This is a genomic window from Arthrobacter sp. Soil_C_60 (assembly GCF_057656375.1).
The window spans coordinates 384,293-396,313 of sequence record NZ_JBDGKM010000003.1; the positions used below are offsets into that span (position 1 = coordinate 384,293).

The window sequence follows — 12,021 nt, forward strand, 5'->3', positions numbered from 1 at the left end:
CCATGACCATCCACACCACCACAGAAACCGTCATGTCCGTTGAGGGACTGCGCAAGAGCTATGGCAAGACCAGGATTCTGGACGGTATCGACTTCTCAGTGGGTAAGGGGGAGTTCGTCTGCATCGTAGGACCCTCCGGTTCAGGTAAAACCACGCTGCTGAGATGTATCGCGGGTCTGCTTGAACCAACCGGCGGGCGCACTGTCTTCGAAGGCACTGAAGTTAACGAGCCTCCGGCTAAACTCGCCGTCGTATTCCAGGATTACAGCCGCTCCTTGCTGCCGTGGATGACCGTCTGCGATAACGTCCTCCTGCCCATCAAGGGGCGGTTCTCGAAGGACGAGCTGAAAGGGCGTGTGGAAAAGGCACTCACATCGGTAGGTCTCGCTGGCAAGGGGCAACTTTACCCCTGGCAGATGTCCGGGGGTATGCAGCAGCGTGCTGCGATCGCCCGTGGCCTCGCATACAACCCCGACGTCCTGCTGATGGACGAGCCCTTCGCGGCAGTCGATGCGCAGACGCGGGTGGAGCTTGAAGACCTTGTCCTGCGCCTGCGCGATGAGTACAACACGACGGTCCTCTTCGTCACCCATGACATCGACGAAGCCGTTTACCTTGCCGACCGGGTCCTGGTGCTCTCCGGTGCACCGACCAGCGTCACCGAAAATATTGAGACCGGTCTGCCGACTCCCCGTCACCAGGTTGAGACGAAGCGGCTAGAGCGATATGCCGAGGTCCGAGCCCGGGTCCTGGGCCTGATCCAGGCGGCGAAGTCGCACGCTTCCATCTGAATGGTTCGGCAGCGGAAGCTCACATAGCCCGAGGCGCTTGCCATCCCCGCAAATGAACCGAAGTGCCGCCGTCGTTAGTCAGTTGGCGGTGGCCCGCTCGGTTGAGCCGCGCACGATCAGCGAGCTCTCCAACGTGAGCTGGGGCTGCTCAAGGTCGCGGCCCTCGATCAGGCCGCGCAGCTGTTCGCCGGCCTTGAGACCCAGGCGCGCGGCGGGAAGATGGACGCTGGTGAGGCCGGGGTTGCTGGTGGCGGAGTACGGCAGGTCGTCGAAGCCGGCCACGGCGAGTTCATCCGGGATCCGCACGCCGGCAACGCGGGCTTCCTGCAGAACGCCGTAGGCGTGGGTGTCGGTGGCGCAGACGACGGCGGTGACGCCGGCCTGCTGCCACTGCGGCCAGGCAGCGGCAAACGCCTCGGCCGACGCGCCGACGTCGATCGTTGTGCTGATTTGGTGGGCCGGGTCTACGGTCATCCCGCGCGCGGCCGCCTCCTCAAGGAAGGCGGTCCGGCGGATGGCGAACGTGGCCGTTCCGGTCACGCTGTCCAGATACGCCACGCGCTGGTGGCCGGAAGCGGCCAGGTGTGCCGCGAGCTCGCGGGCGCCGTGGGCCACGTCGAGGTTGACGGAGGGGGCGTAGGCCTCCATCCCGGGCGCGTCGAGCAGCACCATGGGGCCGGTGGTGGAGAGGTCTTCGAGGAACGCGGCGTCGGGGGCATCGACCAGCAGACCGGCCGGGCGCAGGGCGAGGATCCGCCGGATGTCGTCGGCGCGCGGGAATTCGCCGGCCTCGGTGACGGAGAGCAGCAGCTGGAAGTCCGCGCCGAGCGACTCGCGGACCCCGGCGATGACCTTGGCGAAGAACGGGTTGGAAATGTCCGGCGCCACCAGGACCACGATGGAGCTGACACCTCTCGCCAGGGAACTGCCGACGCTGTCCACCACATAGCCGAGCTCCGCGATGACCTGCCGGACCCGTGAGATGTTGTCCTCGGAGACCCGGCCGCGCGTCTTGCCGTTTGCCACCAAGGAAACCGTCGCCGGCGAGACCCCCGCGCGTGCTGCCACCATCGCCGCGGTCACCCGACGACCCGGAGGCGGCGGCTGCTGGGGAGGGCGCGAGGAATCCATGAGCCCATGATAAGCACGTCCAAGCACCGCAAGGCATCAAGCGCTTGACGTGGTTCACGTCAAGCGTTTGACGTGAACGGAGGAGAGGTGTCACACTTCCTGTGACTGAATCCCGCTGCGGCGGGCCCCGATGACGTGGAGAGAAAACATGGACGCCACTTCCGTGAACCCTGGACCGAAGAAGATCATCCTGGACTGCGATCCCGGGCACGACGACGCCGTGGCGCTGCTCCTGGCGCACGGCAACCCGGACATCGAGCTGCTCGCCGTGACCACCGTGGTCGGCAACCAGACCCTGGCCAAAGTCACCAAGAACGCCCTGGCCGTAGGCACCATCGCCGGCATCACCGGTGTCCCGTTCGCCGCCGGCTGCGACCGCCCGTTGGTGCGCACCATCGAAACCGCGCCGGACATCCACGGCGAGTCCGGCATGGACGGCCCCGCGCAGCCCGAGTCCAGCATCGAGCTGGACCCGCGCCACGCCGTCGATCTCATCATCGACACGATCATGACGCACGAGCCCGGCACCGTGACCCTGGTCCCGACCGGCGGCCTCACCAACATCGCGATGGCCGCCCGCAAGGAGCCGCGCATCGTGGAGCGGGTCAAGGAAGTTGTCCTGATGGGCGGCGGCTACCACGTGGGCAACTGGTCCGCCGTGGCCGAATTCAACATCATCATCGACCCCGAGGCCGCGCACATCGTCTTCAACGAGAAGTGGCCCGTGGTCATGGTGGGGCTGGATCTGACGCACCAGGCGCTGGCCACCCCCGAGGTCGTCGCGCAGATCGAAGCCGTCGGCACCGGCCCGGCCCGCTTTGTCCGCGAGCTGATGGACTTCTTCGCGCAGACCTACAAGGACGCGCAGGGCTTCGACTTCCCGCCGGTCCACGACCCGTGCGCCGTCGCATATGTCATCGATCCCAGCGTCATGACCACCCGGAAGGTCCCGGTGGACATCGAGCTGCAGGGCAAGCTGACCCTCGGCATGACCGTCGCCGACTTCCGCGCCCCTGCCCCGGCGGACTGCCACACGTCCGTGGCCGTTGACCTGGACCGCACGAAGTTCTGGAACCTGGTCACCGATGCGCTGGTCCGGATCGGCGAGGTGGATCTCGGCACACCCGTCAACACGAGTACGACGGCGGCACACGCCTCCGCAGCGCCCGTCACCACCGGGATGGCCGCGAAATGAGCGCCGTTCTCACCGAAACCAAGACCACCCGCGGCGGCACCACCGCCCTGATGGTCGCGCTGCTGACCGCCTGCGTGGCCTTCCAGCTCAACGCCTCCATGCTCAGCCCCGCCCTGGTCACCATGGGCGAGGAGCTGCAGACCGACCAGGCCGCCATCGGCCTGTCCCAGACCTGGTTCTTCACCACCGCCGCGCTGTTCTCGTTGTTCCTGCCCCGGCTGAGCGACATCGTCGGCCGCAAACGCATCCTCGTCGGGATGATGCTGCTGACCGCCGCCGGCTCCGTAATCGCCGCGCTCGCCCCAGACGTCACTTGGCTCTTCGTAGGCCGGATCATCCAGGGCGTCAGCGGCCCCACCGTGCCGCTGTGCCTGATCATGCTGCGCACCGCCGTGCCCAACCTGAAGACTTACGGCACGCTGATGGGCGTCATCCTCGCGGTCAACGGCGGTGTGGCCGGCGTCGATTCCTTCCTCGGCGGCTACATGGCCGAGCACTATGGCTTCCGCAGCATCTTCTGGTTCATGGTGCTCCTCGGCGTGATCGCCGCGGTCCTCGTCGCCGTGCTGACGCCCGAGAGCAAGCCGCAGGCCGGAACCCGGATGGACTGGACCGGTGTCGTCTTCATCGTGGTCGCCGTCGGCGCCCTGTTGACCGCCCTGAACGAGGCCGCCAAGCTGGTGGGCGCGTTCTCGATGGGCACGCTGGTCCTCTCGCTGGTCCTGATCGCAGTGGCCGCCGCCGCGTTCGCCGCCTTTTGGGCCACCGAAAAGCGCACCAAGCAGCCGATGGTCGAGATTGTCCACCTGCGCCAGCGCTCCACCTGGGCCCCGCTGCTGACCACGGTCCTGACCATGACCGGCATCTTCGCCGTCATCAACGGGATTGTCCCCGCCTACGTGCAGGCCGCCGCCCCCGGGTTCGGCATCGGCCCGACTGAAACCGCCCTGCTTATCCTGACCCCGTACGCGCTGCTGGGCTGGGTCTTCGGCCCGATCAGCGGACGCCTCGCGCCGGTCCTGGGCTACACCAATGTGCTGCGCGTCGGCATGATCGGCAGCATCGTCTCGCTGCTCATCATCGTGCTGTTCGGGCTGGACAGCCTGCCGCTGATGGTCGCCGGCACCGCGCTGCTCGGCATCATGTACGCCGGCACCGCGAACATTATGCTCAACGGGCTCGGCGTGGTGCTCTCGCCCCCGGGCAACCCCGGCTTCCTGCCCGGCATGAACGCCGGCGCCTTCAACCTCGGCGCCGGGCTGAGCTTCCTGGTGCTGCCAGCGGTGCTCGTGGGCACCTCGGCGCTCGGCGACCGCGGCTCCTACCTCACGGTGGTGGTGGTCGGCCTGGTCATCACGGTCGCGGCCTTCGCGGCCTCGCTGCTGATCCCCAAGCCCGTCGACGCCGAGGTGGAAAAGTGAACCCGGAAGCCGGACGCATCGTCGTCGTTGGTTCGCTGAACGCGGACCTGACCATCTACACCGAGCGGCTGCCCAACCCGGGCGAGACCCTTCATGGCGAGGGCTTCGCCGTGAACCCGGGCGGCAAGAGCGCCAATCAGGCGGTGGCCGCGGGTCGGTTGGGCGGCAACGTTGCCCTGATCGGTGCCGTGGGCGAGGACTCCAACGGGGACATGCTGTTGGCCTCCGTGGCAGGAGCGGGCGTGGACGTTTCCCGCGTGCGGCGTACGGCCGATGCGGAGACCGGCGTCGCCGTCATCACCGTGGATGCGCAGGGCGAGAACACCATCATCTACTCCGCCGGCGCCAACGGCACGGTCGCGCCGGCTGACATTACGGCAGCGCAGGACGCGTTCGACGGCGCCGCTGTGGTCTGCCTCTGCCTCGAGGCCGGTCTGGAGACCGTGGAAGCTGCCGCCCAAGCAGGGCACGACGCCGGCGCAACAGTGCTGCTCAACCTCTCGCCTTATGCGCCGGTACCGCAGAGCCTGGCCGAACTCAGTGACGTCCTGCTGGTCAACGCGCACGAAGCCTCGCTGTTCCTCGGCGGCGCCGAAATGCCCGGCACCGGCGCGGAACCGGCCGAGTGGGAGCCCGTACGGCTGAAGTTCGCGGAGCATGGGCTGGAGCGGGCCGTGGTCACGCTCGGCGCCCATGGCTCCGTGGTGCTGGACTCGCGCGCCGACGAAGGCAACCGGATCACAAGGATTGCCCCCACCAAGGTCCTCGCCGTCGACACCACCGGAGCCGGCGATGCCTTCACCGGATCCCTCGCCGCACGGCTTGCCGCCGGGGGGACCCTGGCCGAGGCTTCCGCCTTCGCCTCGGTCGCCGCGGCGCTCGCCGCCACGAAGAAGGGAACCCAGGCCGCGTATCCGCGGCTCGAAGAAGTGGCGCACCTGCAGTCCCGCGTCTGACGTCCGGAGGCCGGCGCCTGACCTCCAGAGGCGGCGGCCTGAAGTAAGGACTTAGCCGCGCGCGGCGGCCGCACCCTCGAACTCGGCCAGCACCTGGACCTTGGCGGCGGAGGCCGATGTCGGGTCGAACTTGTAACCGATCCATTCCTTGGCCAGCCGCCGCGCCAGCTCCAGCCCGATGACCCGCTGCCCCATGGTCAGGATCTGGCAGTCGTTAGAGAGGACGGAACGCTCCACCGAGAACGAGTCATGGGCGGTGGCGGCGCGAATTCCCTCGACCTTGTTGGCGGAGATGGCCACGCCGAGTCCGGTGCCGCAGAAGAGGATAGCGCGGTCGGCCAGGCCGTCGCGGATCATCTCACCTGCAGCGATGCCGATGTACGGGTACGCCTTGGCGAAGTCTTCGTCGGCGCGGTTGACGCCGATGTCGACGACCTCGCCCACGCGCGGGTCCTGCCGCAGGTCCGCCAGAACCTGGTCCTTATAGTCGACGCCGGCTTCGTCCGAGCCGAGAATCACTCGCAGTGTCATGGTTTTCCTTAGCTAGCTGTGGAATGAGCAGTTGATGGGGCGGGTGCAGTAAATCGGCGTACGACGGCGGCACTCACCATGGCGAGCGAGGTGGCACCCGGATCCGGGGTACCAATGCTTTTTTCGGCCAGCGGCCGGGCACGGCCCTTCCGGGGTGACAAGGCAGCAGTCGCTTCGGCCGCCCCGGCCGCGGCGCGGCAAGCCTGCTCCCAAGCGGAGAACGCGCCGGTGCCGCGTGCAGCCGCTTCTGTCAAGGTCCGGTGGAAGGGCAGGAGGGCATCCACCATGGTCTTGTCGCCCGGTTCCGCCTTGCCGAGCGTGAGGATGCGGTCGGTGAAGGACTGCACCGCCGTCACGAGCGCTGTGGAAGAAGGGACCGAGGTGTCGCCGATCGTCTCGCCGAAGGCGCGGAGTCCGGCACCCCAGAGGACGCCGGAGGTGCCGCCGGCCTTCGCGGCCCAGGCATCTCCCGCAGCGGCGAGCACAGTTCCGGCGCCCGCACCATTGTCTGCCGCCAAAACGGCGGCGTTGAACGCGGCATCGATCCCGCGGACCATGCCCCGTCCGTGATCACCGTCGCCGGCCACGGCGTCCATATCGCCCAGCCTGGTTTCGGCCTCGTGCAACGTCAGCCGGGAGGTTTCCAAAGCTGCAACGCAAAGCTGCGCAAACTCCCGGGATTCGGTCGTGGAGTCCGGAACCACGGTGCGCAACGATTCTTCGGATTCGGCAGGAGCGTCAGCGTCGGCGCCGTCCACGGCTGCGGAAAGTACGCCGCGGCGGTAGGCCGCGGTTTCGGCCGGAGCGGCCCACAGCGGCTCAAGCTCTTCGTCCAGCCAGGTGACGGTCAGCGAAACCCCTGCCATGTCCAGTGACGTGACCAGTTCGCCCACCTCCGGAAGCACCAGCGTGCAACCGGCCTCCCGCAACTGCGCGGCAACGGTATGCCAGAGGACAAAGAGCTCCTCATGTTTGGTGGACCCTAGGCCGTTGAGGATGACGGCGATCCGGTTCCCGGCGCCGCCGGGCTTTTCGGCGAGGACCCGTGCCACAAGTTCCTGTCCGAGTTCGACGGCGGAAGGCAATGCGGTATCCAACAGGCCGGGCTCGCCATGGATGCCGAGTCCGAGTCCCATTTGCCGGTCCGGGATGGCGAACAGCGGGGTGTCGGCGCCGGGAAAGGTGCAGCCGGCGAAGGCGGTGCCGATAGTGCGGGTCAGGCTGTTGGCCTTGCGGCCCAGCCGGACCACGTCGTCGAACTGAGCGCCGGCTTCTGCGGCTGCGCCCATGATTTTGAAAACCGTGAAGTCGCCAGCGATACCGCGGCGCTTGTCCGCTTCGGAGGGGACCGCCGAGGCAATGTCATCCGTGACTACGACATTGGCGACCGGGATACCCTCGGCCGCCAATCTTTCGCTGGCGAGTCCGAAGTTCATCACGTCCCCGGCGTAGTTGCCGTAAGTAAAAACCACGCCAGCGCCCGACGTTGCGGCACGGGCCACCGAATACGCCTGCTGCGCCGATGGCGAGGTGAAAATGTTGCCCACCACGGCGCCGTCGGCAAAGCCACGGCCCACCAGACCTGCGAAGGCGGGGTAATGGCCGGAGCCGCCGCCGGCAATGACTGCAACCTTCGGCTGGGCGGGACGTCGACGGCGGACAACTCCGCCGTCGACCTGGCGGACCAGGTCGGCGTGGAGATCGCAGAAGCCTTGCAGCGCCTCTTCGGCGAAGACAGCCGGGTCATTGAAGATTCTGGTCATGATGGTTTCCTCAGGGCGGGACGGATGGAACTGGGGCCGGCGCTGTGCGGCCTAGTACATGTGGCTTCCGCCGTTGATGTCGAAGGTGGAGCCGGTCAGGTAAGAAGCATCCTCGCTGGAGAGGAACGTGATGACCGCGGCGACTTCCTCGGTGCTGCCAGTGCGGCCCAGCGGGATGTCGCGGGCGATCGCCGCTTCCAGCTCAGGGGTGGTGCCGACGCGGATGTTGGTGTCCACGGCTCCGGGGGTAACGGCGTTGATGGTCACGCCGCTGTCGCCGAGCTCGCGGGCCAGGGCCTTGGTGAAGCCGAGGATTGCGGCCTTGGCCGAGGAGTAGGGAACCTTGCCGAAGACGCCGCCGCCGCGCTGGGCGGAGACCGAGGACATGTTCACAATCCGGCCCCACTTGTGCTCCAGCATTCCGGGGAGGAAAGCCCTGGTGACCAGGTACGTGCCGGTGGCGTTCACAGCCATGACCTTGTTCCACAGTTCGAGGCTGGTCTCCAGGAACGGGACGGGGGAGGTGATGCCGGCGATGTTGGCCAGGGCGCCCACCGCGGGCAGGTTGCCTGCGCGGACTTCCGCTTCCACCGCGGCCTGCGCTGCGGCTACCGAGTCTTCGCTGGTCACGTCGATCTCGTAACCGAAGGAAGGCACGTTGAGCTCGTTGCCGATCTCGCGGGCCACCTTGGCGGATTTTTCGCCGTCGAGGTCCAGAACGACGACGGCCCAGCCTAGGCGGGCGTAGCGGCGCGCGGTGGCCATGCCGATGCCGCGGTCCGAGGTAGCTCCGGTGATGACGGCAGTGCGCTGAATGGTGGTCATGATGTCTCCTTGAGTGCTGTGATGCAGGTTAGATGAGGTTGGTGATGGTTGCCGCGGCGCGGGCTGCGGCGGCAGGGCGTTGATCGTTGGTGACGTCGCGGGTCTCGAGTTCAAGTGAAAAGTGGCCGGTGTAGCCCTTGTCCGCCAGCGCCTTCAGCCCGGCGGCGAAGTCCGCCTGACCATTGCCGATGCTCAGGTTGATGTCCCCGGGCACCGCATCGCGCAGATGGACGTGGGCGATCCGCTCATGGAAACGATTGATGAAGTCTTCCGGGCTGCCGCCGGACGCGACGATGTGGCTGAAGTCCATGACCAGCCGCACGTCACTGCCCACCAGCCGGCCGGTCAGCTGCTGCGCCCGTTCGGTATTGAAGCAGAGCCGGAAGAAGTGCAGGGATTCAGTCCAAATTTCGACGCGGGTGCCCGCCGCCCGTGCGGCGGCTGCGGTAAGTTCCGCCGCCACCAGGTCCAGGTCATCGTCGAGGGTGCCTACGGGTGCATGATCGAGCGCGCCGCAGGGTAGTACAAGGGCCCGTGCCTCGGTCTGCTCGGCGAGGGAGAGCAACATGTCCAGATGCCGCGTCCGCTCCACCCGCTTCTGAAGGCCGAGCGGCCGGTTGAGGTCGCCGACGTCGCCGTTGACCGAGCGAACCTGCAGGCCGAATTCCGCCACGGTCTTGGCCACGGCAGCTACCGCTGGCTCGTCGAGTATGTAGGGCACATGGTCGCAGACACCGGGGAGCGCGCCGAGATCAATCTCCGTGAACCCGAGCCCGGCGATGGTCTCCAGCGCAGCCGGCAGGTCCAAGTGCCGGAAGCTGATGGTGGAGCAGCCTAAACGGGGATGGAACGTCATTCTTGGTCCCTTGTGAAAGTCGGAACGCCTCTCGCGGTCGGTTGCCAATGCACCCCGTGCCGTCAGAGGAGTTGTGATGCGAACCACGCTAGATGAGTTGACTGTCAACAGTCAACCTTAGAAAGAAGTTTGTGTTGACTGTTGACATTGGCGAGTGGCGCGACTCACACTGGTTGACATATCCTGTTGACTGTCAACAGTGACGGAAGCGGAGTCCCCCCGCCTCCGGCATCGCTTCGAAAGGTAATTCCATGGGCAACGAAGCTCTGACAATGCGTGGACCCGTTCACGGCACCAAAGACGCCAAGCGCGTCGCCATCGGCTCAGGTGTCGGTGCGGTAATCGAGACCTACGACTTCATCGGCTTCGGCACCGCCGCGGCCCTCTACTTCGGCACGGCGTTCTTCCCCGGCGCCGATCCGCTGACCGGAACACTGGCTGCCTTCGCAACCCTGGGGGTGGGTTTCGCGGCCCGTCCGCTCGGCGGTATTGTCGGCGGCCACCTGGGTGACAAGCTCGGACGCAAACCGGTCCTGGTCGCCTCGCTGATCCTGATGGGCCTGGCCACCTTCGCCATCGGCCTGCTGCCTACATACGAGCAGGTTGGACTGCTGGCGCCCGCCTTGCTGGTTTTCGTGCGTATCATCCAGGGCCTGGCGTTCGGAGCCGAATGGGGCGGAGCCATCCTGATGAGTTACGAACACGCCCCGTGGAAACAGAAGGGCAAGTACACCGGCATCGTCCAGGCAGGTTTCCCTGTCGGTCTGCTGCTGGCCAACCTGGTCTTCCTCTTCAGTGTCCAGTTGGGCAACGAGTGGGCCTGGCGCGTGCCGTTCCTGGCCAGCATTGTGCTGGTGGCTGTCGGATTGATTATCCGGTCCAAGGTTCCGGAGTCCCCGGTGTTCGACGACGTCAAGGAACACGGCCAGATCGTCAAGTCCCCGATCGTCGAAGTTATCCGTACGGACTGGCGGACCATTCTCCGGGGCATTGCCCTGCGGATCGCCGAGACGGCCGGCTATGCCGTCTCCGTTACCTACATGATTTCCTACCTGCACACCGAGGAACTGGCAAACAATACCGAGACCTTGACTGCCCTCTGCATCGCGTCCGGCATCGGAATCTTCGCCACCATGGCGTGGGGACGTCTCACCGATAAGGTCGGCCGGCGCCCGCTCTACATCTTCTCCTGCGCCTTCGCTGTCCTGTTCGGCATCCCGATGTTCCTGATGGTCAATACCGGCATGTTCCTGTTCGTCATCGCCACGATTGTGCTTTCCTACGCTGTTTGCCAGAACTCGCTGGCCGGCGCCCAGGGGGCTTGGTTCCCGGAGCTGTTCCAGGCCAAGACCCGTGCCTCCGGTGCCTCGTTGGCTTATCAGATCTCCGCCATGGTCTCCGGCTTCACCCCGTTCATCACCACCCTGCTGTTCATGGCCCTGGGCTGGATGGGACCGGCACTGCTGTTCAGTGCGTATGGCGCCATCGGCCTCTGGGCCGCGCTGATTACCCGGGAGACCTGGGGCAAGCGGGAGCGCCAATTGGCGGACGAGGCCGAAGCTACTGCCAGTCCGGCCAAAGTAAGCGTCTGATCTTTTCGCCGTCGTACTTTTCACCTAAGGAATCCACGTTGACACTGATAACCAGCATCCACAGCCCGGAGACCACCGGGTCCCGGCGGGGACGGGCCGAGGCCGCCGCCTACCGGATCCGGCACTACGCCCTGAACATGGGGGAGGTGCAGGGCCAGGGCTACGTAGGCCAGGCCCTGGGCGCCGCCGACATGTTCGCCGTGGTGTATGCGGACCAGCTGCGCCACCGCCCCGAGGATCCGGAGTGGGAGGGCCGCGACCGGTTCCTGCTCTCCACGGGGCACTACGCAATCGGCCACTACGCGGCCCTGGCCGAGGCCGGGATCGTTCCGGTCGAGGAACTGGACACTTACGGATCCGACGATTCGCGTCTGCCGATGTCCGGCATGTCCACCTACACACCCGGTATGGAGATCTCGGGCGGATCGCTCGGACACGGGCTGACGATCGCCGTCGGCACCGCTCTGGGCCTGCGCTACCAGGGGTCGGAAGCGCGGGTTTTCAACTTCCTTTCCGACGGCGAACTGGACGAAGGCTCCACCTGGGAAGCCGCGATGGGCGCGTCCCACCACCAGCTGGGCAACCTAACGGCGATGGTGGACATCAACGCACTGCAGGCGGACGGCAAGACCGACAGCGTGCTGCGGACCGAGCCGGTGGCGGACAAGTGGGCTGCCTGCGGCTGGTTCGTACAGCGGGTGGACGGCAATGACATGGGCGCCCTGCTGGCGGCTTTCGACGCCGCCGCCGCGCAGGCCGCGCCCGAGGGCAAGCCCTCGGTCATCCTGTGCGACACCAAGGTTGGCCGGGGGGTGCCGCTGCTGGAGTACCGCGAAAAGGCGCACTTTATGCGCATCGAGGAACACGAATGGCAGCTCTGCCGCGAGCAGCTTACCGCCGGGTACGAAGGAGAAACCAAGTGAGCACCACCGCCGCAACCCCCGCCAAGCCGCGGCTGAA

General features: G+C 66.5%; 11 protein-coding genes. 6 read left to right on the forward strand and 5 right to left on the reverse strand.

Annotated elements, in window-relative coordinates:
• Window positions 1–2: 2 nt before the first annotated feature.
• Window positions 3–791: an ABC transporter ATP-binding protein gene (locus AC3A4M_RS08600; protein ID WP_498735246.1), complete on the forward strand. Its 789-nt coding sequence runs from the start codon at window positions 3–5 to the stop codon at window positions 789–791.
• Between the two features lie 78 nt (window positions 792–869).
• Here AC3A4M_RS08600 and AC3A4M_RS08605 read toward each other — a convergent pair whose 3' ends face one another.
• Window positions 870–1,862: a LacI family DNA-binding transcriptional regulator gene (locus AC3A4M_RS08605; RefSeq protein WP_498735578.1), complete on the reverse strand. Its 993-nt coding sequence runs from the start codon at window positions 1,860–1,862 to the stop codon at window positions 870–872.
• Between the two features lie 208 nt (window positions 1,863–2,070).
• Between AC3A4M_RS08605 and uriH the strand changes: the two genes are divergently transcribed.
• From uriH to AC3A4M_RS08620, 3 genes are read left to right on the forward strand one after another with little or no spacing between them, the layout of a single operon-like run.
• On the forward strand, window positions 2,071–3,117 hold the full coding sequence (uriH, locus tag AC3A4M_RS08610; protein WP_498735247.1) for a uridine-preferring nucleoside hydrolase UriH: 1,047 nt from the start codon (window positions 2,071–2,073) through the stop codon (window positions 3,115–3,117).
• A complete protein-coding gene (gene uriT, locus AC3A4M_RS08615) occupies window positions 3,114–4,538 on the forward strand; it encodes a uridine transporter UriT (protein WP_498735249.1) in 1,425 nt (474 codons plus the stop codon). Before uriH ends, uriT begins: the two co-directional genes overlap by 4 nt.
• The gene (locus AC3A4M_RS08620; protein ID WP_498735251.1) at window positions 4,535–5,494 is read left to right on the forward strand and encodes a ribokinase; all 960 of its coding nucleotides are present in this window, start codon (window positions 4,535–4,537) and stop codon (window positions 5,492–5,494) included. The genes uriT and AC3A4M_RS08620 overlap by 4 nt, the downstream gene beginning before the upstream one ends.
• Before the next feature lie 51 nt (window positions 5,495–5,545).
• On the opposite strand, the gene AC3A4M_RS08625 is transcribed toward AC3A4M_RS08620, so the two are convergent.
• From AC3A4M_RS08625 to AC3A4M_RS08640, 4 genes are read right to left on the reverse strand one after another with little or no spacing between them, the layout of a single operon-like run.
• Window positions 5,546–6,025 (reverse strand): ribose-5-phosphate isomerase, encoded by a 480-nt coding sequence (locus AC3A4M_RS08625; RefSeq protein WP_498735252.1) that lies wholly within the window; start codon window positions 6,023–6,025, stop codon window positions 5,546–5,548.
• Window positions 6,026–6,033: 8 nt separating this feature from the next.
• Window positions 6,034–7,788 (reverse strand): dihydroxyacetone kinase family protein, encoded by a 1,755-nt coding sequence (locus tag AC3A4M_RS08630; protein WP_498735254.1) that lies wholly within the window; start codon window positions 7,786–7,788, stop codon window positions 6,034–6,036.
• Window positions 7,789–7,839: 51 nt separating this feature from the next.
• Window positions 7,840–8,613, reverse strand: coding sequence for an SDR family NAD(P)-dependent oxidoreductase (locus AC3A4M_RS08635; protein WP_498735256.1), 774 nt, complete (start codon window positions 8,611–8,613; stop codon window positions 7,840–7,842).
• Between the two features lie 28 nt (window positions 8,614–8,641).
• A complete protein-coding gene (locus AC3A4M_RS08640; RefSeq protein ID WP_498735258.1) occupies window positions 8,642–9,469 on the reverse strand; it encodes a sugar phosphate isomerase/epimerase family protein in 828 nt (275 codons plus the stop codon).
• 251 nt (window positions 9,470–9,720) lie between these two features.
• On the opposite strand from AC3A4M_RS08640, the gene AC3A4M_RS08645 reads away from it, so the two are divergent.
• Both AC3A4M_RS08645 and AC3A4M_RS08650 read left to right on the forward strand, forming a co-directional pair.
• Window positions 9,721–11,061 (forward strand): MFS transporter, encoded by a 1,341-nt coding sequence (locus tag AC3A4M_RS08645; protein WP_498735260.1) that lies wholly within the window; start codon window positions 9,721–9,723, stop codon window positions 11,059–11,061.
• Window positions 11,062–11,099: 38 nt separating this feature from the next.
• The gene (locus tag AC3A4M_RS08650; RefSeq protein WP_498735261.1) at window positions 11,100–11,984 is read left to right on the forward strand and encodes a transketolase; all 885 of its coding nucleotides are present in this window, start codon (window positions 11,100–11,102) and stop codon (window positions 11,982–11,984) included.
• Window positions 11,985–12,021 lie beyond the last annotated feature (37 nt).

Coding starts and splice junctions, on each gene's coding strand:
- AC3A4M_RS08630 (WP_498735254.1), bottom strand. CDS start 7,788: ATGACCAGAATCTTCAATGACCCGGCTGTCTTCGCCGAAGAGGCGCTG.
- AC3A4M_RS08645 (WP_498735260.1), top strand. CDS start 9,721: ATGGGCAACGAAGCTCTGACAATGCGTGGACCCGTTCACGGCACCAAA.
- AC3A4M_RS08635 (WP_498735256.1), bottom strand. CDS start 8,613: ATGACCACCATTCAGCGCACTGCCGTCATCACCGGAGCTACCTCGGAC.
- AC3A4M_RS08605 (WP_498735578.1), bottom strand. CDS start 1,862: ATGGTGGCAGCACGCGCGGGGGTCTCGCCGGCGACGGTTTCCTTGGTG.
- AC3A4M_RS08625 (WP_498735252.1), bottom strand. CDS start 6,025: ATGACACTGCGAGTGATTCTCGGCTCGGACGAAGCCGGCGTCGACTAT.
- uriH (WP_498735247.1), top strand. CDS start 2,071: ATGGACGCCACTTCCGTGAACCCTGGACCGAAGAAGATCATCCTGGAC.
- uriT (WP_498735249.1), top strand. CDS start 3,114: ATGAGCGCCGTTCTCACCGAAACCAAGACCACCCGCGGCGGCACCACC.
- AC3A4M_RS08640 (WP_498735258.1), bottom strand. CDS start 9,469: ATGACGTTCCATCCCCGTTTAGGCTGCTCCACCATCAGCTTCCGGCAC.
- AC3A4M_RS08600 (WP_498735246.1), top strand. CDS start 3: ATGACCATCCACACCACCACAGAAACCGTCATGTCCGTTGAGGGACTG.